This is a genomic window from Paenibacillus sp. JDR-2, from assembly GCF_000023585.1.
Lineage (GTDB): Bacteria > Bacillota > Bacilli > Paenibacillales > Paenibacillaceae > Pristimantibacillus.
Genome location: NC_012914.1, coordinates 6,161,682 through 6,182,345 on the forward strand (window position 1 = coordinate 6,161,682; position 20,664 = coordinate 6,182,345).

Genomic DNA, 20,664 nt, shown 5'->3' on the forward strand with positions numbered 1-20,664 from the left:
CGGCGCAACAAAAAAAGGCTGCTCCGAGCAAACCGAATGTTACATTCGGATTGTTCGAAGCAGCCTCTTTTTTTCGCGTCAATTACGCGTTGTAGAACTTCACGATTTCTTGAACGATTGCTTCTTGCGTGCCGTCCACCTGCGTTTGACGCTGCGGCTTGTTGAAAAGCGCCTGAATTTGCGCAGGGAACTCTTGCTCAATGCCAATGAGCTCAATCGCTTCGTTGAACTTCGCAGGATGCGCCGTTGCCAGCGAGATCGTTACCGAGCCTGCTGCCGCTTGTTGGTCCGATGCCGCTACGCCGCATGCGGAGTGAGGATCCAGCAGGTAGCCCGTTTCTTTATTGTATGCTGCAATCGTGTCCAGACACTCGCGGCCTTCTACGCCATGCGCAGCGAACTCTTCCTGTACTTTGCGGAGCGCGTCGCCGGATACGACGATTTGACCTTCCGACTTAAAGCCGTCCATAATCGAACGGATTTGCTCAGGATTTTCGTCCAATACATAGTAAAGGTAACGTTCGAAGTTGCTTGCCACTTGAATGTCCATCGATGGGCTGTAAGTCGTGCGGAAATCGCCCGGCTTGTACACGCCTTCTTTGATGAAGCGCTCAAGGATGTTGTTTTCGTTCGTAGCGAGAATAAGCTTGTCAACCGGCAGCCCCATACGCTTCGCCAGGTATCCCGCAAAAATATCGCCAAAGTTGCCTGTCGGCACGCTGAAGTTCACTTTTGCGTCTTGCTTGCCTGTCTGCTTCGCCACTTGGAAGTACGAATAGAAGTAGTAGACCGTTTGCGCCATAATGCGTACGAAGTTGATCGAGTTAATCGCGCACAGATGGTTAGCCGCTTTGAACTCCAGATCAGCGAACAGGTCTTTAATGATGCGTTGGCAGTCGTCGAAGTTGCCTTCCACGGACAGGTTCAGAACATTGTCATCTAGAATCGTCGTCATCTGCAGCTCCTGCACTTTGCTTACTTTGCCGTTCGGATGCAGGATGCAGATCTTGATGCCTTCTTTGCCTTTGACGCCTTCGATCGCCGAAGCGCCTGTGTCGCCGGAGGTAGCGCCAAGAATGTGGATCTTCTTATTCTGCTTGCGGGACACGTACGTATATAATTGGCCCATGAACTGGAGCGCAATGTCCTTGAATGCAAAAGTAGGACCATGGAACAATTCCAGCAAATAGAGGTCATCCTTCAGCTTATGAACCGGAGTAACTTCCGGATGGCGGAACGTCGCGTAGCCGTCGTATACCATTTTCTTCAGATCTTCATAAGGAATTTCATCATTCGTATAAAGCGAGAAAATTTCAAGCACCAGCTCCTGATAGCTGAGCTCCTGCCATTCTTTCAGCTTAGCCGCGGAAACAACCGGAATTTCGTAAGGCACAAGAAGGCCGCCGTCGTCCGCAAGACCCATGAGGAAAGCGTCGACAAAGCCGATTTTGCCTACATTTCCGCGAGTACTGATATATTCCATTTGTAATTCCCTCCTACTATTGCCTAACCTTCCCCCTATTATAGAAAAAGACCGCCGTAACCACAAGACAATCTTGCTGGTTAATAGCGGTCATTCGAGGGTTTTCGGCAATTATTTCGCCGTTTTCTTGATCAGGCCGATCAGCTCAGACAAAGCGTCCTGGCGGTCGTTTTTCTGCATGTTATCCACGTATTTATCGCGGTTCGCGTACAAGTCGGTTACATGGCTGACCAGCGTATCCGGCGTCATGTTCTCTTCATAGAGCACATCGCAAAAGCCGGCCGATTGGAACGAACGGGCGTTAAGGATCTGGTCGCCGCGGCTCGCTTCCTTCGTCAGGGGGATAAGCAGCATCGGCTTGCGCAGGTACAGGAACTCGAAGATCGAGTTCGAGCCGGCACGCGAGATGATCACGTCCGACATGGCTAGAAGGTCAGGAAGCTCCTCATTCACGTACTCGAACTGTTTGTATTGAGGAGACTGAAGAGATTGCTCTACCTGGCCTTTGCCGCACAAATGGATGATCTGGAATTTCTCCGTCAGCTTGCCAAGCGAAGCGCGTACAGCCTGGTTAATCTTGCGCGCGCCAAGGCTGCCGCCCATGATGAGCAGCACCGGCTTGCTCGAAATAAAGCCCGCGAACTTACGGCCGCGCGCCGCATCGCCTGCTTTGAGCTGATCGCGAATAACCGCTCCAACGTAATGCGATTTGCCTGCCGGCAGATGCTGCTGCGTCTCCCGGAAGGTCGTGCACACGCCCGCCGCAAATGGAATCGAGATCTTGTTCGCGAGGCCTGGGGTTAAGTCGGACTCATGGATGAGCACCGGCACCCTGTTCAGCCGCGCGCCAATCACGACCGGAACGGATACGAAACCGCCTTTAGAAAACAGCACGTCAGGTTTTTGCTTCTTAATAATGCGGTAAGCCTGAAAGGCGCCTTTGATGACTTTGAACGGGTCCTTCACGTTCTGCCAATCCAGATAACGGCGCAGCTTGCCCGTTGCGATACCGTGATAACGCACGTTCTGAAGAGGCTCGATGAGCTGTTTCTCAATCCCAGCCTCCGAACCTATGTAGTCCACCGACCAGCCTTCTTGTATAAAATGGGGGATCAACGCCAGGTTTACCGTCACGTGCCCTGCCGATCCGCCGCCTGTAAACATGATTTTACGCAAAACGCTCACTCCTAAAAAGAATTATCACCAGGACTGGCCTAATAAAGGCCTGTCGTGATGATTCTTACTTCGAAAGCATAATCCTAAAAAGAATTATCACCCGACCGGCCTAACCACCTTATGCCGCTCACTTATCCCGTCTATTGTAAGCCAGCAGGCTTGTTGATTTCCAGTATGCAGCGAAAACTTTCCACATGGCGGCAGGCTTGAGGAGCGAGGCCACTATGAGACTTACACACTTGGCTACTCGTACGATACCCATCGGCTAGACGCATTTGGAGTTTACAGCGACAGTAACTGTTCGGCCCTGAGCTTCGAATGAGGAGATAAGCGGGTACGTATGAGCGTAGTGGCGGGACCACTCAACCAAACCACAACAAAAAAGCCGCGACTGGCCCGAGCGCGCAAGCTCGTCCAATCGCGGCTTCATTTATTCCTGGGGTTTGCCTTCGATCACCTTGAGCGGACCTGACGGTTCGCCGGCCGGCATGTCTTCTTCGACAAAGCGCTTGAGCGCCTGCAGCTTGTTCTCCCAGAACCTCTCGTAGTAGCTGAGCCAGCGCTTCAGCTCAAGCAGCGGTTCCGGCTCCAGCCGGTATCGCGTCTCGCGTCCAACCTTGCGTTCCTTCACGAGGCCCGCTTCCGCCAGCACGCGCAGATGCTTCGATACGGCGGTCCGGCTCATGGAATAATGGGCGCTAATGACGTTAACCGGCATTTCCTGATCGACTAACAGCTGCAGCAGGCTGCGGCGGGTTGGATCGGCAATCGCTTGGAAGACGTCATGCTTGGGCTCGGAAGCGAGATTATTGTCCTTCGACATAGCTTGCAAACTTCTTCACGATGCCAGCCCAACCACCGGCCATGTGCTCGCGTACTTGCGGATGCGGTTGGTTGAATTCGGTAACCTTATCCGCATCCCAGCCGCCGTGAATCAGCGTAAATTCGGTTTTACCGCCTTCCAGCTCTTTCAATTCAAAAGTCAGCGTCCAGTCCTTTCCCCAGTTGAAGGTCAGACGGTTCGGAGGTTCAACCTCCGTTACTTTGCAAGGAGACTGGCCGAACTGGCCGGTCTCCAAATGGAATTCGCAGCCTACCTCCGGCTTAAAGCTTTCGCTTGGAGCCATAAACCAAGCCGAGACTCCCTCTCTAGTGGATACCGCATTCCATACCTTTTCAATAGATGCATTCACTTGAACCGTCTGACGTACGTCAGGCAATGTATTAACTCCGTTACTCATGATCCATACCTCCGATTATTTAATAACCTATCGTCATCGCCAGTTAGGAAACCATTTGGTTTCGTTTTTTATTATAGGAAACCAAATGGTTTCCTGTCAACAACCTTATTTCGCCAAAAGCAGCAGCCGGTCATCCTTATCAGATGGTGTCCCTCTTCCATCCGTATTATTCGTTATGACGTAGATATCGCCGTTATGAACGCGTACATCCCGCAGCCTGCCCTCGTTCCCAAGCACAACCGACATCTTTTTCGTCAGCGTATTGTATCTCAAAAGCTTCTCTCCCCGGAGGGTGGCCACCAGCAGATTATTGCCCGATTCCATCGCTATGCCCGAAGGAGCGATCGTATCCTCGCCCGTATGATAGACCGGGTCAATCATCCCTTCCCGGTGCTGCCCTCCAATCACAACCGGCCAGCCGTAATTGCCGCCTGGTACGACACTGTTAATCTCGTCATGTCCGCCGGGATTGCCCGATGGGCCGTGCTCCGCGACCAACAGCATGCCCGAGCTGCTCCACGCAAGCCCTTGCGGGTTCCGGTGCCCGTAAGAGTACACATAAGAATCGGGAAATGGATTGCCCGGCGGAATCGAACCGTCCAGCTTCATCCGGAGGATTTTGCCGGCGAGACTATTCTTATCCTGCGACAGCTTCTCCTGCCCGGCATCTCCTGTCGTTACATACAGTAAACCGTCCGGCCCAATCGCCATCCGGCCGCCGTCATGATTAAACGAACCTGGAATCCCTTCGAGCAGCGCCCTCGATTCTACCCAGGCATCCTTCTCCAGCTTCAGCACAATAATACGGTTCAGGATCTTCCCGTTTTCCTCATACGTGTGATAGGCAAAAGCCTCCTTCGACGTCTGAAAATCCGGAGCAAGCACAAACCCGAGAAAACCGCCTTCCCCTTGAGCATGCACGTTTTTATCGAAATGGACCGGCATCCTCGTCGACTTGCCTTCGGCAACCCGCACGACATTGCCATCCCTCTCGCTGATATAGATCACATCGCCGTCAAAGGCGATCACCCACGGTGCCTGCAGCTTCTCCGCCACAACCTTGTAGGCAGCCTGCTCCCCCGACACCTGCGTGCCGCCTGTATTGACCGATGATTTGCTGTCCTCGCAGGAGGCCAGCAAAAGCGCGCCGACCGTTATGACAACAGCGGTTAGAATCCTTTTTCTCATCCCCATCTCTCCTCATCCCGTATGTTACAGAGGCTGACTGAGCTCGATGTACTTAATCCTATTGTGGTCAAAATAAAGATGGAATTTCAAATAGTCGCCCATTTTGTAGCTCCACTTGGAATCCAGCTGCAAATTCGGCTTGCCAAGCTTCTGCACAACCTCTTCCTTCGACATGCCGACGGCCAGACCGTCCGGAGTGGCGTAATTGCTGTCCATAAACACGATACTCCGGTTCAATTGCATAACCCCGTCGCTATATTCGGTTATATTGCCTACTGCCTGAACGGCATCATCATAATAATGTCCGAGCAGAGTTGGCTGGACGCTGCTTCTAAGCAGAAGCAACTGCTCCCACTCGTTATAGGAGTTGTCGGTGACTGTCAGCCTTTCCCCTTTATAAGAGAAGCTTTCGTCGATCCCGCCTTCGTGGGTTTCCATCTCGATCCGGGACTGCTCGAACATCCGATCGATCTCGGCAAGCTTAGAATTCGGTTCCATGATGCCATGCATCAGCAGCATCACCTGATCGTCCGCATAATAACGGCGGCCGCCTAAAAGATACTCGTTTGTGTTCACATCGTACGGGATTCTGTACACCGAATCGGCCGTTTCGAAACGGATCAAGCTCTCCTCGCTTAACGTCTTATCAGCCGAAGCTGCTTTCGTCATCTCTAGCCCGTTCAGATTTTGCAGAATAACATACATACGGTCTTGAGGTATCAGCGTTTCCTTCACCCAAATCTTCTTAACCTCTTCCGTTGTGAACGGCAAGGCATCCTTCAGATAACCGTCCTGTTTAGAGGGAATAACGAAAAACTGTCCCTTGGCTATCGGAGTAGGACTAGGCCAAGCCTCTGGCGATGGAGACTCTGTCGGACTCGGATTTGGCGACAGCCCTTTGCCCCAATATCCTCCAGGTGCTCCAACGTCCTCCCGGAACGCAACGGCAACAATCACGGCTATAGCAACAAAAGACACGGCAGCCCACGATAAACGAAGCATCCCGCGGCTTCTCCTCTTCTCCCCACGGTCGAGCGCCTCCGCCCGGCGCACAATCGCTTCCTTCTTGTCTCTCGTAAAAGTCGTCTGAACATGCGGCCCCCGCCGCAATTCACGGTACCATTCCGGCTGCTTCTCATTCATACGCGGCACTCCCCTTCCAACTGCTGTTCATCCTTTTGCGCGCCCTCGACAGTCTGGTTTTGACCGTCCCCTCCGGCAGCATAAGCGCGTCAGCGATTTCCTTTGTCGTCAGCTCGTATTTCGCATGGAGGACAAGCACCTCCCGCAGCTTAACGGGCAGCTCCAGAACGGCATTCCACAGCTCGGACGTGAACGCCAGCCTTATAGCTTCCTGCTCCGCAGACGGACTTTCCCCGTCATGGGCAGCGCTTCTGCCGATAAGCAGCACCCGGCGCATAAAGGCCGTTCTTTTATAATTAATAGCCGTATTTCTTGTCATTGAGAGCAGCCAGGTTCGGATCGAAGAAGCTCCGCGAAACGAGCCGATTGTCTGATATACCTTCAGAAACACGTCCTGCGTAACATCATCCGCTAGATCATGCCTTCGCGTGATGACATAAGCCAGATTCCATGCATCCTGGCCGTACGAATCCATCAGTTCTCTTAATCCGGCGGCATCGATGCGGTCTATATAACGCCAGTAGTTATTTTCCAATTTTGTCACCTCTCACACATTAGACAATGCAGACAGGGGATTAGTTTCATTCCCCGCAAAAAAAGAAACAGACCCGGTTCAGCCAACTTTATGGCCTTTCCGGGTCTGTTTTTATCTTTCTGATTACAACCTCCGCCAGCAAAAGCAGCAGCACAATCGTGCTGTAAATGGCGATCGTATAGCTCAGCGTATAATCCACCCCGATGCCGTTGTGCAGGGCTGCCGTGACCAGGTGGGTAAACAAATTGGTAAATACAAAAACATAGCTTCGAATCATCCATTTGCGGTGCTCCGCGACCTTTCCTTTTCGGATTTTCACCACCGCAATCACCGTGATAACAAGCCAAATCATATTAATAAAATTAAACGCAATGCTGTTCATTCTTCCGCCCGTAGAGAACGGAGCCATATAGCCGGAGGTTAGATCAACGATTGCCACAGCCAGCACGTAAGTATAGCCGAGTATTCGATGCAGCTTGGCACTGCGCTCTCTTATCCGTCTGGAGAAGTTAATAAGTCCGGCAATCATGGCCGCGCAGGCCGCCACAATATGCACATCCATAATAGTTAACCATAACGACACATGCTTTAATCCGGTCTTGTGACGCAGGAAGCGGCTCGCTTCAGGGTCGTAGATAAAGTTCGTAAAGGTCGTATATCCGATAAAACCGATAGATACGGCAATCGTGAGGATATACAGCGTTTTTCTTTTTTTCAAGGGACTGCCTCTTTCATGCTTTCTCTTTATGGGTAAGGTGGTTAAAAAAGATCAAGCTGCTCATATTGCGGAGGTTCCTCTCGCGGCTCCAGCGGGTCCCGGCCGTCCGGCCTCAATTGTCCGAGCAGCGCCATCATCTGCTTCGCGTTATCCGCCGCATCGCCGCCGGAGTTATTGTTGAAGATCACGCAAATATGACCGCTTTGCTGCTGCAGCTGCTGAAGGTATTCCGCCCATTGCTGCAGCTCGTCCGAATTGTAGCGGTACAAATACCGGACATCCCTCCAGTTCGACGCTCCGCCCTGGTTCCAGCCGCTGGCGTTACGGCCGTGGAACCGGACAACCGTCATGGCTGCATCGGTCACTTCAAGCACGGTTGGAATCGACCCTAGACCCGCCTGCGGTTCGTCGCATACGCTATGCATCCAGCCCTCCTGGCGCATGAAGTCCAGCGTACGCTCCCGGTATTCCTCGGTGAACCAGCTTTGATGGCGGAACTCGAGCGCGACGGGGATCCCTTCCATCCGGCGCTTCGTTTCCCGCAGAATACGCACGTTGTCCCGGGTACAGTCGAACCACGGCGGGTACTGGAACAGTGCCGCTCTCAAGCGCCCCGCTTCCATCACCGGCATGATCGAGTCGCGAAAGGACGCAAACGTGCTGTCCGGATCATTAGCCGCCGCTGCTGCCGCCGGACCGCGCTGATGTCCCGTCATTCCCTGATAAGCCTTGACGATAAAATGCAGCGACTCCGGCGTCTCCTCCGTCCACTTGGCGAACCTCTCCGGAGGCTGTATCGCGTAGAAGCTGCTGTCCACCTCGACCAGCGGGAAATGCTTCGCATATTCCTTCAGCCGGTCCTTCGTTTTGACGTTTGGGCCGTACAGCGCGTCCTGGTCTCCCCAGCCCGCAAGTCCGATATGGATAGGCATAGAATCACCAACTCTCAAACTAAACTATGTTTATCCAACCTATCATACCTGCTCCGTATTCTGCAAATAACAGCTGCTATAGATGCAAAAACAGGTTATCCTGCAAACCAGCCCAAGAGGACTGATTCGCCGGAATAACCTGTTTACTAGTGTGCATAGATGCTGGCTGCACGTCGGCGGTCAGGGCTCCATTGTACGTTTTGCAGTATATTGCCGCATTTTCGCCCGACCGCCCGATATATCCTGCACGATGTGCAGGATATCCCGCTCGCAACAGCCTAAATGAGCCAGCCAGTAAGAATATACTGCATTCCGTGCAGTATACGGTGCACCGGAGCGCCATACCGGGCTCATATGCTGCATTCTGTGCAACATACGACACACTGAGCTTGCACAACTGGTGGTCAAGATGCTGCATCCCATGCAGCATACGGCGCTCACAGCTCAGCATGGTCAAGATGCTACATCCCCTGCCCTAACGGAGCTACGTACGCCATATCTGTCGCATATGCTGCATTCTGCGCGGCATATGGCGCCCAGAGCTTACCGTGGGTCGATATACTGCACTCCGTATAGTATACGGTGCGCCGGAGCGCCATTTTAGGCGCATATGCTGCATCCGGTACAGCAACATGCATCCAAGCAAATACGCAAAGCGGCAGGCTGGCATATGCCAGCCTGCCGCGCCTGAGACAGCCCGAGGTTACACTTTACATTACTGTCCGCATCCAACGGCCGATGCGCTCGAGAGCCTCCGACAGATTTGAAGCCGAAGAAGCATACGAGCAGCGGATAAAGCCCTCGCCGCCCCGGCCGAATACGGAGCCGGGCACTGCCGCTACCTTCGCTTCCTGCAGCAGCCGCGTAGCGAACTGCTCCGAGCTGAGCCCGGTCGCACCTATGGAAGGGAAAGCGTAAAACGCTCCTTGCGGATCCCGGCAAGCGAGACCAAGCTCGCTTAAGCCCTTCACGAACATCCGCCGCCGCTGATTAAACGCCTCTACCATCTCGTCCTTATCCTCCATGCAGTTCCGCAGACATTCGATCGCCGCAACCTGGCCGACAATCGGCGCGCAGAGAGCGGTATACTGATGGATCTTGGTCATCGCCGCGATCAACTCCTGACCGCCGCATGCGTAACCAACCCTCATTCCCGTCATCGCAAAAGCTTTGGAGAAGCCGCTGATCACTACCGTCCGATCCTTCATCCCCGGCAGGGAAGCGAAGCTGATATGCTTGCCTTCGTAAGTCAGCTCCGCATAGATCTCATCGGACAATACGATAAGGTTATGCTCCTCTACAAGCTTCGTAATCGGCAGCCAGTCCTCATAGGACATAACCGCTCCGGTCGGATTGCTAGGGAAGTTGACGAAGAGCACCTTGGAACGGGGGGTTATCGCCTGCTTCAGCGCATCTGCCGTCAGCTTGAACGACTGGGCGGCCGTCATTTCCAGTTCAACCGGCACCCCTCCGTTCAGCTTGCAAATCGGCGCGTAAGCAATGTAACCGGGAACCGGAATAATCATTTCATCGCCGGGCTCAAGAAGCGCCCGCATCGCCAGGTCAATCGCTTCGCTGCCGCCTACCGTAACCAGCACTTCCGTGGCCGGTTCGTAGCTGACACCAAAGCTTTTGTCCAAGTACGCTGCAATCTCCTCCCGAAGCTCCATAAGGCCTTCGTTAGGCGTATACATCGTCCTGCCCCGCTCGAGCGCCCGGATACAGGCCTCTCTGGCCGCCTTAGGCGTTGCGAAGTCGGGTTCCCCAACTCCTAGCGATATGATTTCCTTGTTTCCCTCAGCCGCGTTAAAAAATTTGCGAATGCCCGATGGCGGCAAATCGCGGACTAGCGGCGTCACCCATGTGCTCGTCGTCAGCATGGTTAATCCTCTCCCTGGCCGATTATTTCTCTTTACGTTCCTCAAGAGAATAATCGATGATGTAGTCAAGCAGCTCGTTGAATTTGATACCAGCCGCTTTAGCCGCCTTTGGCAGCAAGCTGTTCTTCGTCAGACCCGGCAGCGTGTTCGCTTCCAGAACGTACGGAACTCCGTCTTTAATGATCATATCGATACGCGAATACACGCTGCATTTCAGAGCCTTATAGCAGCCAAGCGCAGACGCTTCTACGCGGGCTTGCACATCAGCCGGCAATTCGATCACTTCTTCCGTGGCTCCGCCATCCTGATACTTGGAGTCGAAATCGAAGAACTCCGAGTTGGCTTTAATCGATACGATAGGAAGCAGCTTGCCGCTGAGCACGGCGCATGTAATTTCTTCCCCGCCAACAAATTGCTCGATCATGACGGAGTCATCCCATTTCAACGCTTCCGCTACCGCTTCGGCCACCTCGTCTTGGGTTTTAACCAGACGCGTAGCAATACTCGAGCCGCCCGAATTCGGCTTTACGACAACCGGCAGGCCAAGGCGCTCCACGTTTGCCGCGGCAAGCTCCTCCATGCTGGCGACATTAATCCAATCGGCTGTAAGGATGCCGTCAAAACGGATCAGCTTTTTCGCCAGCTCTTTATCCATGCTTACGCTGCTCGACAACACGCCGCAGCCGGAATAAGGAATGCCAAGCGATTCCAACGTGCCCTGTACCGTACCGTCTTCGCCGTATTTGCCGTGAAGAGCCAGCAGCGCAAAGTCGATACCGGCCGTTTTATCGATTAAGTCGCGTTTCGTGTTAATCTCGATCGGCACAACTTCGTATTTGCCGCGATCCAGATTCGCGATCATTTCTTGCCCCGTTAATAACGAAATTTCTCTTTCGGACGAAATGCCGCCCATAATAACACCGATTTTCATCATGTTGTTAATAAGCCTCCTGAAAATTTTGTGAGAGTTAATCGCAGATAAAATTTAACGAGCAAAATCACTTCGAAAGCATATGCTTTGCTTCCTGCAAATTACTTCCCGAGCATAGCTTTCGCAGCGTCCCCGATCATTTGGATCCCCTTGACGATATTCTCGTCGGAGACGCGGGAGAAGCCTAGCCGCATCGTATGGCGGCCGCCGCCGTCCGTGTAGAAAATATCGCCGGGAGTAAACAATACGCCCTGCTCCGTGCAGGCCTGCAGCAGCTCCCTAGTGGAGAAGTTCTCCTCGAACTCGACGAACAAATGAAGCCCGCCGTCGCCTGACAGCCTTTTCAGCGGCAGATACGTCTTGCAGCACTCCACGGCCAGCTCGTATTTGCGCTTGTATTCCGCCTTCGCACGCTTCAGATATTTCTCGAAGTTGCCGTTATGAAGATATTGATAGAGCAGCGATTGATCAAGAGTTGATGTATGAATGGTACGCGCGCGTTTGACGCTTTCCAGATAGTCGATCAGCTCCTTATCCGCCAGAATCCATCCGACGCGTAGGCCGGGGAACAGAATTTTGGAGAAGCTGCCCAAATAAATCGTTCCGTTATTGCGGTTGCCGCCGTAAGCGAGCAGAGGGGCCACATGAGCGCCTGAATAACGAAGCTCCTCATTAAAGCCGTCCTCGATAATCGGAATCCGGCGGTCGTTCAGCATCCGCACCGTTTCCGCCCGTTTCTCGTGGGACATCACGATCCCCGTCGGGTTATGGTACGAAGGAACAAGATAAGCGAGATCGAATCCCTGCCCGCCAAGCTTCTCTTCCAGCTGTTCTAGGCTAATGCCGTCAGGCTCCATATCTACGCCCGTAATGGCGAATTGGTGCATCTTTAAATTTTTAATTGCGGTATGATGAGTCGGATTCTCGCATAACGCGTGTCCGTTGCTCTTCCCAAGCGCCGACAGGACAAGGTCGAACCCTTCCGTAAAACCGTTTGTAATAAGCATATCCTTGCCGCCCAGATCGACGCCTTTGTTCTCCATATAACGCATCAGGAATTCGATCAGCGGCTTATACCCCTTGGCATAGCCGTAATTCAGAATAATGTTGCCTTCCAGCGACATCCGGTCGAGGAATGCGCGCTTCACATTTTGCAGGTCAAACAGCTTTTCGTCGGGAGCAATGCTTGTAAAAGAAATAGCCCCCCGCTTTGCGCGGATGCCATGCTTCATTAGATCATGCTCTTCCGCCGCGCGTGCCAGATCATTAATCCGCTCGCTCCAGTCAAGCCGCTTGCCGGTGCCCTCCTCCGCCGCAACGCCGCCCGCCGATTGCGCGACGAAGTTGCCTTTGCCTTTTACGGCGTATATAAATCCTTCATCCACCAGATCCGCGTAAGCGGTCACGATGGTGTTGCGGCCAACATTCATTAAGAGGCTTAACTCTCGCGTGGACGGGAGCTTCTGATTCGCCTGCAGCGCGCCCGTTATCATCAGCCGTTTCATATAATCCTTGACCTGCATCGATACCGGCCGGTCGCCTACGAATTGAATATCAGAATACACCTCATCACCTCTTTGCTCTATCATGGCATAAAAAAGCTCCAAGCAAAAGAACCACGCCGGGCGTTATTCGCCTTCAGCGTGGTTCTTAGACAAGTTTTGCGGGAGAAATGTAAGCCCGCCATAATTTCCGCTCTTCTACTTCGCGGTCACACCGCCGTCGACAGGCAGCTCAATGCCAGTCAGGTACGACGCGTCATCCGACGCGAGGAACAGGACCGCCTTCGCAACCTCAACCGCTTGCCCTACGCGCGGCAATGCGGTCTGGGACAGGAACCACGCGAGCATTTGCTCGTTGCCCACGAACTCCTTGCTCATTGGCGTCTCGATAAAGCCCGGATGCACGGAATTGACGCGGATATTGTCCTTGCCGTAATCAACGGCAGCGGCTTTGCTCAGCATACGGACAGCACCCTTCGATGCCGTATAAGCGCCAGCGCCTTGGCTGCCGGTAATGCCGGCGATCGACGAGATGTTCACAATCGAACCGCCGTTATTTTTCTGCATATGCGGAACAACGTGCTTCATCCCAAGAAACACGCTCGAAAGATTAATATTCATGACCTTGTCCCATTGCTCGACAGTGGTATCAAGCATGCCGACCGCAAATGAAATACCCGCATTGTTGACGAGGATATCGATTCGGCCATAAGCCTCTAACGCCGCTGCGATAACGCTGATCCACTGCTCCTCGGACGCAACATTGTGGGCGATTGCCGTTGCAACGCCGCCTTCCGCCTCGATTTCCTTCACAACAGCCAACACCGCTGCCTCATTAATGTCGGTTGCAACCACCTTCGCGCCTTCGCGGGCGAACAATAACGCTTCCTCCCGGCCCATGCCGCTTCCCGCGCCCGTAATAATAGCTACTTTATCTGCTAGACGACTCATGGATCATCTCTCCCCAAAAATAAAATGATAGTGTGTATATCACTATGATATAAACTATATCACCATGTTTGGGCAAGCGCAACGCTTCTTGCCTAGAAGGAGTTGGCATCGTTATAATACCCATATAATTGATGGCTGATGGGCCCATGAAAGGTAACGACAAATGGATGCTAAAGAACGGTACGAGAAAGAACGAAACGACGGCAAACAGCAGAGGCTGATTGCGATTCTAGATGCTGCCGAGCACGAATTTATAAGCCGGGGTATCGAAAAAACCACCATGCAGCATATCGCGGACGCAGCCAATATCGGCATCGCTACGCTGTTTCGTTATTTTCCGAAGAAGGAAAAGCTGATTGTTGCGGTCGCAACCAAGCTGCTGCAGCCGATTCACGACGCCTTCATGGCGACCGCCGCGCTGCCGCTGTCTTGTCTGGACAAGCTTGAACGACTATTCGACTTCCTTATCGAGGAGCATAACCGTGCCAGCGCCAAATTCATGGTCGACTTCGACAGCTACGCTGCCCACTCGCAGGAGCCGGTCGAGGACATGGAAACGTTTGTGGCCTTGCATCGGCGGATCTCGTTGCATTTTGCGGCCATTGTGCAGTCCGGCGTCGAGGACCGCTCGATTCGCCCGGATCTGCAGATTAAAGAAACATTGACGACGATCATGAATACCTTTGGCCATTTTTCGCGGCAGCTGTCGCTGCAAAACAACATCCTGCTGTTCGAATCGGATCTCGAATCAAGGCCGCAGCTGCTTATCCTCAAAGGAATGTTCCTGGAATACGTAAAGAACCGGTAATGCAATCGTACCAAAACAAAAAGAACGCTTGCCCGCACGGTACGGGAAGCGTTCTTTTATTGTTAATCGAGTAAATAAATAAGAGCATGAATCCATAAGCTAATTAAAATTCAACCCATAGAACCTTTCGGCATTGCTAAGACTAGCGTAAATATCGGTGCTGGCTCCTCCCATGAACCAATAGGCAAGGCCAGCCAGATTATAATCCATAGCCTTTTTATATTTGGCGGCAAGCGAGCGTCCATCCTCGATCCAAAGCTGATGCTTAAGGCCGTTAAGCTGATACGAGGCGGTATATTGCGAAACCGTTGCATCCCATGCCGGGAGCAGCGAACGGTTGCGGACGATGCTATTTTGCTCGATAAGCGTCAATTCCGTTGCCGTAACCTTCCCGGTCTTATCCGTGACCCAGTCTTGATTGTAATAAGGCAGCGCCAGAATAACCTTGCTTGCGGGCACTTCCTTGAGGATCTTGGTGATGGCATAGTCCACAAAGGGCAGCGAAGCGACTGAGCCTGCGATTGGACTGGTGCTCCAATGCTCGTCGTAAGCCATCAACACCATGTAATCGGCCGAAGCGCCAAGCGCCTGATAATCGAAGCCTTCGGTCCAGTCGCTGCCAAGGTCGGGCGATACGCATACCGAGACCATGGCGCCAATCTTATGCAGCTTAGCGCTAAGCTCGCTAATAAAAGCGGTCATATAAGCTCGGTCTGCGGGAGCGACATTTTCGAAATCAATGTTCAGTCCTTTCAGTCCGTACTTCTGAACATAGCCCGTAAGCTGATCAACCACTTTACCGCGGTACGTCGCATTGGACAAATTCTGATGCGTCACTTCCTGATTCGAGCGGTTGCCGACCATCGCCCAAATTTGTCTTTTGTTTTTGCTTGCCCAGTTCACGAGCGATTGATCCGTATAGTCTGCCACAGCTCCAGCCGGATCGAAGAAATACCAGCGCGGGGATAAACTCGTAACGTTTGCTTGGAGAACCGACTGCTCGTATTGGGCCGCCGTCTGGCCGTATTGCCAGCCAAGCTGGATGCGGGTTCCGGACTGCGATTTCGCAAGCGCGGAAGCCCACTTTGCATTTTGCAGTGCACGGTCGATCACGGCGGCCGTTTCCTGTCTGGTCATCCCGTCCGCGGGATTAAAATTACCGTTAGCATCTCCTGCCATAAGGTTTAGCTCCAGCGCCGCGCCAACCGCCTTATCCGCCCAATCCGCGATCTCGTCAGCGTCGGCAAAATATGAGGTATCGCCGGATACGCCGGATTGCTTGAATGCCCGAATAAGCATAATTGCCGCTTCCTGCCTTGTTACGGGCTTCGACGGCTCGAAGGTATGCGCGCTTGTCCCATCCACGAGGCCAACCTGGACGGCAGCCGTAACCGCGTCGTAATACCAGTCTTTTGCCTTCATATCCTTGAATGGATTGATCTCGCCGTGAACGGTTTTGATCCCGAGCACGCGGTCCAGAATCGTAATGAATTCCGCCCGGGTAACGGGTTGTTTCGGCGAAAAGGTTCTAGCGGAAGTACCCGATAATATTTGTTTGTCGTATAAGCGAATGATAGAGTCCTTGGCAAAGCTGCCCGCAATATCGTCAAAAGGCAACTTGTCCGCGCTGGCTGCATCAACGGTTGGAACGATTCCCATTAGGCAGGACAATGCTGCAGCTCCCGCGACCCATCTCTTAAACTTGCTACTATACAAGAGAATGTCCCCCTATTAATTCATAGATAAGGTCATGATTCTCTAATGGTAACAAAGTTCCGGCGTGGGTTCATCGGCAAGAAAATGGCAATCGGCATCCGGTGCAGCCGTGCTTCCGGTACAAGCGTCATAGAGCTGCATATATAATTGGTCAAATGCCTCAGGAACAAACACCCAAGCACCTTGGAGAAAGCCGTCATAAGTTATAGAGTACTCAAGACGTAAGGAGGTGCATGTAGAATGTCCGGTTACGTTGGTGGTGTTAACTCTACAGGTTTCATCCTGGTGCTTTTTATACTGTTGGTGATCATTATTTGCGGTTGTGGCTTTGGTAAATTTTATTAATCCCTAGCTTATCTGCACGAATCATCCCGGCAGCGTACGAAGCTTAATCCGTAAGCAAAAGGCCCATTTCGATGGGCCTTTTGTGCGTTTTATGGAGGATATGGCTCTGAAGTGGCTTAACGATCAGAACAAGCCGCATATTGGCGGGCCCATGAGAGAACCTCTATCATGGCTTGTCCTTTTTGTACATGCTCCCAATGATTTCGGCAGCCCATCGCCAATTAGGCGGGACATGCCTTGGCTGTATTCCCCTACCCCGGACGGGGGCTAGCAAATGTCGAACTGTGCTACAATAGGACAATCCGAGTGTTTAGGAGCTTACATAATTGCGCATGCTAATAGAGAGATTCATAGATTAAGAGAGAGAAACGGACAGCTGGAGAGGAGACGTTAAGAAATGCCCGAACCTTTGGCACGGCAGGATACAACCGTTGGCCGAATAGGTCAGCCGTATGTCAGGCCGGAACAAAAGCAGAAGAGAAGCCGGGTTATGACCTCGCTTGTTTTGGTTGCGATTATCGTGATGGGCTGGAGATGGATCCAATCCGTACAGGATCATCCCGCGCCTGCCCGGGAGCAGGCACCGGCCAAAAGCACGGCAATAGCCGGCCTTCACCCGATTGTTGCCGAGAAGGCAGATGAGCTTGTGGCCCAGACCGGCAAGCTGGGTATCAAGATTATGATTACCGACGATTTCCGCTCAAGCGAAGAACAGAACACCCTTTACAAGAAAGGCCGGTCCGAGCCAGGGCAAGTGGTCACCAATGTCAAAGGCGGCGCATCTTACCATAATTACGGCCTTGCGGTCGATTTTGCGCTGGTCAAGCCGGATGGCGATGTCATCTGGGATATGGAATATGACGGCAATGGCAACGGCAAGTCCGACTGGATGGAAGTCGTATCGGCAGCCAAAAAGCTTGGCTTTGCCTGGGGCGGAGACTGGACAAGCTTCAAGGACTATCCCCACCTTCAAATGGACTTTGGCTACTCGATAAAAGATCTGCAGAACGGCAAACGTCCGCCTGCAACCGAATAAAAGGAATGGCCCCGCGCTGACTGTTCAGCGCAGGGCCATTCCTTTATATGTGCTTAACGATGTCCCGCATCGTTAAGCCTCCCTGGTACTGCCCTTTTAACCGCCTTAAGATGTCCCGCATCGTAAAGCTTCCCAGGCCCCTACTCCGCCAAGCGTAGCAGCTCGTTCACGGTTACCAGCCGGTACCCGCTTGCCGTCAGCTCCTTCGTCAGCACGCGCACCGCTTCTACCGACTGCGAACGGTCGCCGAATCCGTCGTGGAAGATCAAGATACTGCCATTACGCACTTCCTTGCGCGTCGTTTCGAGGATATGGTCAACGCCCGGCATATCCCAATCCTTCGCGTCCATGTTCAAAGCTCCAATAGACGGATATCCATCGCGTTCAAGCATGGCATGCACTCTCTCGTCCCCCGCCAGATAAGGCAGACGCATCGTTGCAGCCCGCGCTCCCGTTACTTGCTTAATAAGCTCCTCTGTACGCATGAGCTCGCTTTCGAATTCCTCATCCGACAGCTCGGTCATATTGGGATGCGTATACGAATGGTTGCCGATCTCATGCCCCCGTTCATGGACAAGCCTCGCTACCTCCGGATGAGCAGCGATTTGCTCGCCGATCATATAAAAGGTTGCTTTTCCCCCGGCTTCAGCGAAGATCTCCAACAGCTCCGGTGTGTACACGGGATTGGGTCCATCATCAAACGTAAAAGCAACGGCCTTGCTGGACGTATTAACGGATTGAATTAACATAACGGCTTAGGCTCATCTCCTGTCAGCTAAACTCTTTATAGTATAAAACTCTCTCTATCAGCTTGTAACTAGATAAATGACGGGACAAGCCAAAACAATTAAAGGTTCATAGCGCAGAGCACACTACAAGTATTTGTAATCCAGGAAGGTTGCCGCCTGCCCTCTGTAAATCCCCTGCTCATCCACCAGATTCCACACCGTAGCGTTAACGATATAAAACCTCCGTCCCGTTCCGGAGATCCGGATACCGGTATAGTTATCGACGTAACCGTTTGCCGTAACCTGCGTAAAAAACCGGTCCCGTTCCGCCCTTTCCATCGGCTCAGCCGTGAGTCTGGAGGGCGTGCCCGTAAGCTGTTCCCACGTCATCTCCCATAACCCCAAAGCCATGCGGTTTCCGTAATTCAGCACCGGATCGCTTTCCGTCCCATGCGACAAAATCACTCTCGGAGCCGTAAACAGCTGCTCCTCCAGCCCTTTCTCCCTACTATTCTCAACGGGTGCCAAGTCCTGCCCCGTCCATCTCCGGTAGCTGTCCGCGAGCAGCTTGCCATGCTCGTAAGTTGCACCCACGCCTGTCAGCGGCTTGTCCATCTTGATCCTCCTAGAAGCATCTGCTTATTATCCCACTACGTTTTCCTTACTCTGCAACAGCCACTGTTCAGCCGCTTTTAAATCATGGCATGTATAATCCGGCTCGATCCCTTGCGGCTGCCGTTTATTCAGGCGGTTAAGCCAGATCGTCTGAATCCCGAGCCTGCCTGCTCCGATAACATCACTGCTATAAGAGTCACCGATATGCACAATCTCCGATGGTTTGAGGCCGCAGCGCTTTATGCCCTCAAGGAACAATTCCGGACGCGGCTTATAGGCCCGGACATCCTCGCTAGTTATGATGTCCGTTACCTTTATCCCGTGAAACATAGCCGCTGCCGCAATATCCGCCGTATCGATATTGGATATAATATAAATCGGAAGATGACTGAAAGTCGATAGAAAAGGCAGCGTGTCCTCATACAATTCCGGCTTCATCCAATGCTCGAACTGCCTGCGGATAAGCTGTTCCGCCGAACAGTCCGACCGGAAATGCGTTAGCGTCTCGGCAAGAGACAGAAGCCCCAGCTCCCGCTGCGGCTTAAACCGTTCTCCGAAGCTGGCATCAAACAAGCCGGACAGCGTTTTCCACCAATATTGACCGATCTCGCCCGGCTCGCACGAGGTCTCCATGCTTGCTAGGATCTGATCGTAAATCAGCGGTAAAATATCGTCGTCTTCATGCACCAGCGTCCCGTAAAAATCAAGAAAAATAGCTTTTTCCCTCATCCAGACTATCTCCTTTCAACCGCAGGCAAACATAAAAACACCTCCATACCTAATCGGAACGATTAAAACGGAGGTGTCTATTCATTGCAACGCCCTGCTACTTCTTCAAAAATTTGCGGATGCCGTCCACCGCCGCTTGATGGTCTTCTTCGCCGGTCAGACCGGATACGGTAATCGTGCCGACTTTGCCTTGGCCGAGGACGATAATCGGGAACGATCCGCCTTCGCCTTGATAGTCGGACAGCGGCAAGCCCGAGCTTTCCGGGAACGTTGTCCCCTGGTCACGGAACATCTCGCCAACATATAAAGAGCTGTGGCCAAAATGGTTCACAACATTTTTCTTCGTATTCACCCAATAAATATTGTCCTTCGAAGTACCCGCCATGTAGTGGGTAAAAAGCGGATGCTCATCGTTCTCGATATGTACGGCAATCCCTTTGCCGATTGCATCCTTCGCATGCTGTACCACGATATTGCCTAATTGCAGCGCGTCCTCATTGGTGAAAGAATCGAACTGAAGCTCCTCTTCCTGTGCAAGCAATGTCTTCATCAAATCGTTCATGGCTCTATCTCTCCCTGCATCCGAATCCTAACAAACCCATCTTACTATAAAAATAACCCCTTGGAAACCGCAACGCCTAGGCTCCAAGAGGTTAGTCCGTTATAGATTTTTCACCCAATGCGGCTTCGTGTAATGACTGACGCCGCCTGAACCTACAAAAACCTTGCCGCCTTTATTGAAGGTAATGAGTTTTTCCGCTCCTGTTGAAAGCAGAACCGTGACTTGGGCATTGTTTCTCTTCGCAATATAGACGAAGTACCCGCTTCCCGTAATCACACTCCTCCAGTTCTTATCAAATTCCGAACGTACGACCCGGTTCGAATACACCTGGTTTTCCCGGATGCCTTTCCCCTTTGCTGCCATCTACCTCTCTCCTTTCGCTGCTAGAATACCTGCCTTTTATCGTATGCACGTCCCACGATTCGGCTTGGACATCTACTCCTAC

At 52.5% G+C, this 20,664-nt stretch carries 21 protein-coding genes; 2 read left to right on the forward strand and 19 right to left on the reverse strand.

Annotated elements, in window-relative coordinates:
- Positions 1-82 precede the first annotated feature (82 nt).
- The 13 genes from thrC to PJDR2_RS27010 all read right to left on the reverse strand — a co-directional run bounded on the left by thrC (position 83) and on the right by PJDR2_RS27010 (position 13,680).
- Positions 83-1,483 carry a threonine synthase gene (gene thrC, locus PJDR2_RS26945; RefSeq protein ID WP_015846913.1) on the reverse strand — a complete coding sequence of 467 codons (1,401 nt, stop codon included), beginning with the start codon at positions 1,481-1,483 and terminating at the stop codon, positions 83-85.
- Between the two features lie 111 nt (positions 1,484-1,594).
- Positions 1,595-2,647, reverse strand: coding sequence for an undecaprenyldiphospho-muramoylpentapeptide beta-N-acetylglucosaminyltransferase (locus tag PJDR2_RS26950; RefSeq protein WP_041614701.1), 1,053 nt, complete (start codon positions 2,645-2,647; stop codon positions 1,595-1,597).
- 442 nt (positions 2,648-3,089) lie between these two features.
- Positions 3,090-3,482 (reverse strand): ArsR/SmtB family transcription factor, encoded by a 393-nt coding sequence (locus tag PJDR2_RS26955; RefSeq protein ID WP_015846915.1) that lies wholly within the window; start codon positions 3,480-3,482, stop codon positions 3,090-3,092.
- Positions 3,466-3,900, reverse strand: a complete 435-nt coding sequence (locus PJDR2_RS26960) for an SRPBCC family protein (RefSeq protein ID WP_015846916.1) — start codon at positions 3,898-3,900, stop codon at positions 3,466-3,468. Before PJDR2_RS26960 ends, PJDR2_RS26955 begins: the two co-directional genes overlap by 17 nt.
- Before the next feature lie 105 nt (positions 3,901-4,005).
- A complete protein-coding gene (locus tag PJDR2_RS26965) occupies positions 4,006-5,088 on the reverse strand; it encodes a PQQ-dependent sugar dehydrogenase (protein WP_015846917.1) in 1,083 nt (360 codons plus the stop codon).
- 24 nt (positions 5,089-5,112) lie between these two features.
- On the reverse strand, positions 5,113-6,231 hold the full coding sequence (locus tag PJDR2_RS26970) for a hypothetical protein (RefSeq protein WP_015846918.1): 1,119 nt from the start codon (positions 6,229-6,231) through the stop codon (positions 5,113-5,115).
- On the reverse strand, positions 6,224-6,775 hold the full coding sequence (locus PJDR2_RS26975; protein ID WP_416202250.1) for an RNA polymerase sigma factor: 552 nt from the start codon (positions 6,773-6,775) through the stop codon (positions 6,224-6,226). The genes PJDR2_RS26970 and PJDR2_RS26975 overlap by 8 nt, the downstream gene beginning before the upstream one ends.
- Before the next feature lie 79 nt (positions 6,776-6,854).
- Positions 6,855-7,484, reverse strand: coding sequence for a DUF2306 domain-containing protein (locus PJDR2_RS26980; RefSeq protein ID WP_015846920.1), 630 nt, complete (start codon positions 7,482-7,484; stop codon positions 6,855-6,857).
- A 41-nt stretch (positions 7,485-7,525) separates the two neighbouring features.
- A complete protein-coding gene (locus PJDR2_RS26985; RefSeq protein ID WP_015846921.1) occupies positions 7,526-8,416 on the reverse strand; it encodes a DUF72 domain-containing protein in 891 nt (296 codons plus the stop codon).
- A gap of 710 nt (positions 8,417-9,126) precedes the next feature.
- Positions 9,127-10,296: an aminotransferase class I/II-fold pyridoxal phosphate-dependent enzyme gene (locus tag PJDR2_RS26995; protein ID WP_015846922.1), complete on the reverse strand. Its 1,170-nt coding sequence runs from the start codon at positions 10,294-10,296 to the stop codon at positions 9,127-9,129.
- Between the two features lie 22 nt (positions 10,297-10,318).
- Positions 10,319-11,227, reverse strand: coding sequence for a D-alanine--D-alanine ligase (locus PJDR2_RS27000; RefSeq protein ID WP_041614702.1), 909 nt, complete (start codon positions 11,225-11,227; stop codon positions 10,319-10,321).
- Positions 11,228-11,328: 101 nt separating this feature from the next.
- A complete protein-coding gene (locus tag PJDR2_RS27005; protein WP_015846924.1) occupies positions 11,329-12,792 on the reverse strand; it encodes a PLP-dependent aminotransferase family protein in 1,464 nt (487 codons plus the stop codon).
- A gap of 135 nt (positions 12,793-12,927) precedes the next feature.
- A complete protein-coding gene (locus tag PJDR2_RS27010) occupies positions 12,928-13,680 on the reverse strand; it encodes an SDR family NAD(P)-dependent oxidoreductase (protein WP_015846925.1) in 753 nt (250 codons plus the stop codon).
- 163 nt (positions 13,681-13,843) lie between these two features.
- On the opposite strand from PJDR2_RS27010, the gene PJDR2_RS27015 reads away from it, so the two are divergent.
- Positions 13,844-14,488, forward strand: a complete 645-nt coding sequence (locus PJDR2_RS27015; protein WP_015846926.1) for a TetR/AcrR family transcriptional regulator — start codon at positions 13,844-13,846, stop codon at positions 14,486-14,488.
- A gap of 99 nt (positions 14,489-14,587) precedes the next feature.
- Here PJDR2_RS27015 and PJDR2_RS27020 read toward each other — a convergent pair whose 3' ends face one another.
- On the reverse strand, positions 14,588-16,204 hold the full coding sequence (locus tag PJDR2_RS27020) for an S-layer homology domain-containing protein (protein WP_015846927.1): 1,617 nt from the start codon (positions 16,202-16,204) through the stop codon (positions 14,588-14,590).
- Positions 16,205-16,946: 742 nt separating this feature from the next.
- Here PJDR2_RS27020 and PJDR2_RS27030 point away from each other — a divergent pair.
- Entirely contained in the window at positions 16,947-17,585 is a 639-nt protein-coding gene (locus PJDR2_RS27030; protein ID WP_015846929.1) for a M15 family metallopeptidase, read from the forward strand.
- A gap of 140 nt (positions 17,586-17,725) precedes the next feature.
- Here PJDR2_RS27030 and PJDR2_RS27035 read toward each other — a convergent pair whose 3' ends face one another.
- The 5 genes from PJDR2_RS27035 to PJDR2_RS27055 form a co-directional block, all read right to left on the reverse strand.
- Positions 17,726-18,334, reverse strand: a complete 609-nt coding sequence (locus tag PJDR2_RS27035) for a polysaccharide deacetylase family protein (protein WP_015846930.1) — start codon at positions 18,332-18,334, stop codon at positions 17,726-17,728.
- A 123-nt stretch (positions 18,335-18,457) separates the two neighbouring features.
- A complete protein-coding gene (locus tag PJDR2_RS27040; protein ID WP_015846931.1) occupies positions 18,458-18,928 on the reverse strand; it encodes an MEKHLA domain-containing protein in 471 nt (156 codons plus the stop codon).
- A gap of 27 nt (positions 18,929-18,955) precedes the next feature.
- Complete coding sequence (locus PJDR2_RS27045; protein WP_015846932.1) at positions 18,956-19,657, reverse strand: HAD family hydrolase; 702 nt, start codon at positions 19,655-19,657, stop codon at positions 18,956-18,958.
- Positions 19,658-19,754: 97 nt separating this feature from the next.
- Positions 19,755-20,219, reverse strand: coding sequence for a heme-degrading domain-containing protein (locus tag PJDR2_RS27050; RefSeq protein ID WP_015846933.1), 465 nt, complete (start codon positions 20,217-20,219; stop codon positions 19,755-19,757).
- Positions 20,220-20,318: 99 nt separating this feature from the next.
- On the reverse strand, positions 20,319-20,582 hold the full coding sequence (locus tag PJDR2_RS27055) for a hypothetical protein (protein ID WP_015846934.1): 264 nt from the start codon (positions 20,580-20,582) through the stop codon (positions 20,319-20,321).
- Positions 20,583-20,664: the final 82 nt, after the last annotated feature.

What these genes read in the sequence shown, in the direction of transcription:
- thrC (WP_015846913.1), bottom strand. Translation starts at nt 1,483, where the DNA reads ATGGAATATATCAGTACTCGCGGAAATGTAGGCAAAATCGGCTTTGTC.
- PJDR2_RS26950 (WP_041614701.1), bottom strand. Translation starts at nt 2,647, where the DNA reads ATGTTTACAGGCGGCGGATCGGCAGGGCACGTGACGGTAAACCTGGCG.
- PJDR2_RS26955 (WP_015846915.1), bottom strand. Translation starts at nt 3,482, where the DNA reads ATGTCGAAGGACAATAATCTCGCTTCCGAGCCCAAGCATGACGTCTTC.
- PJDR2_RS26960 (WP_015846916.1), bottom strand. Translation starts at nt 3,900, where the DNA reads ATGAGTAACGGAGTTAATACATTGCCTGACGTACGTCAGACGGTTCAA.
- PJDR2_RS26965 (WP_015846917.1), bottom strand. Translation starts at nt 5,088, where the DNA reads ATGAGAAAAAGGATTCTAACCGCTGTTGTCATAACGGTCGGCGCGCTT.
- PJDR2_RS26970 (WP_015846918.1), bottom strand. Translation starts at nt 6,231, where the DNA reads ATGAATGAGAAGCAGCCGGAATGGTACCGTGAATTGCGGCGGGGGCCG.
- PJDR2_RS26985 (WP_015846921.1), bottom strand. Translation starts at nt 8,416, where the DNA reads ATGCCTATCCATATCGGACTTGCGGGCTGGGGAGACCAGGACGCGCTG.
- PJDR2_RS26995 (WP_015846922.1), bottom strand. Translation starts at nt 10,296, where the DNA reads ATGCTGACGACGAGCACATGGGTGACGCCGCTAGTCCGCGATTTGCCG.
- PJDR2_RS27000 (WP_041614702.1), bottom strand. Translation starts at nt 11,227, where the DNA reads ATGAAAATCGGTGTTATTATGGGCGGCATTTCGTCCGAAAGAGAAATT.
- PJDR2_RS27010 (WP_015846925.1), bottom strand. Translation starts at nt 13,680, where the DNA reads ATGAGTCGTCTAGCAGATAAAGTAGCTATTATTACGGGCGCGGGAAGC.
- PJDR2_RS27015 (WP_015846926.1), top strand. Translation starts at nt 13,844, where the DNA reads ATGGATGCTAAAGAACGGTACGAGAAAGAACGAAACGACGGCAAACAG.
- PJDR2_RS27030 (WP_015846929.1), top strand. Translation starts at nt 16,947, where the DNA reads ATGCCCGAACCTTTGGCACGGCAGGATACAACCGTTGGCCGAATAGGT.
- PJDR2_RS27035 (WP_015846930.1), bottom strand. Translation starts at nt 18,334, where the DNA reads ATGTTAATTCAATCCGTTAATACGTCCAGCAAGGCCGTTGCTTTTACG.
- PJDR2_RS27040 (WP_015846931.1), bottom strand. Translation starts at nt 18,928, where the DNA reads ATGGACAAGCCGCTGACAGGCGTGGGTGCAACTTACGAGCATGGCAAG.
- PJDR2_RS27045 (WP_015846932.1), bottom strand. Translation starts at nt 19,657, where the DNA reads ATGAGGGAAAAAGCTATTTTTCTTGATTTTTACGGGACGCTGGTGCAT.
- PJDR2_RS27050 (WP_015846933.1), bottom strand. Translation starts at nt 20,219, where the DNA reads ATGAACGATTTGATGAAGACATTGCTTGCACAGGAAGAGGAGCTTCAG.
- PJDR2_RS27055 (WP_015846934.1), bottom strand. Translation starts at nt 20,582, where the DNA reads ATGGCAGCAAAGGGGAAAGGCATCCGGGAAAACCAGGTGTATTCGAAC.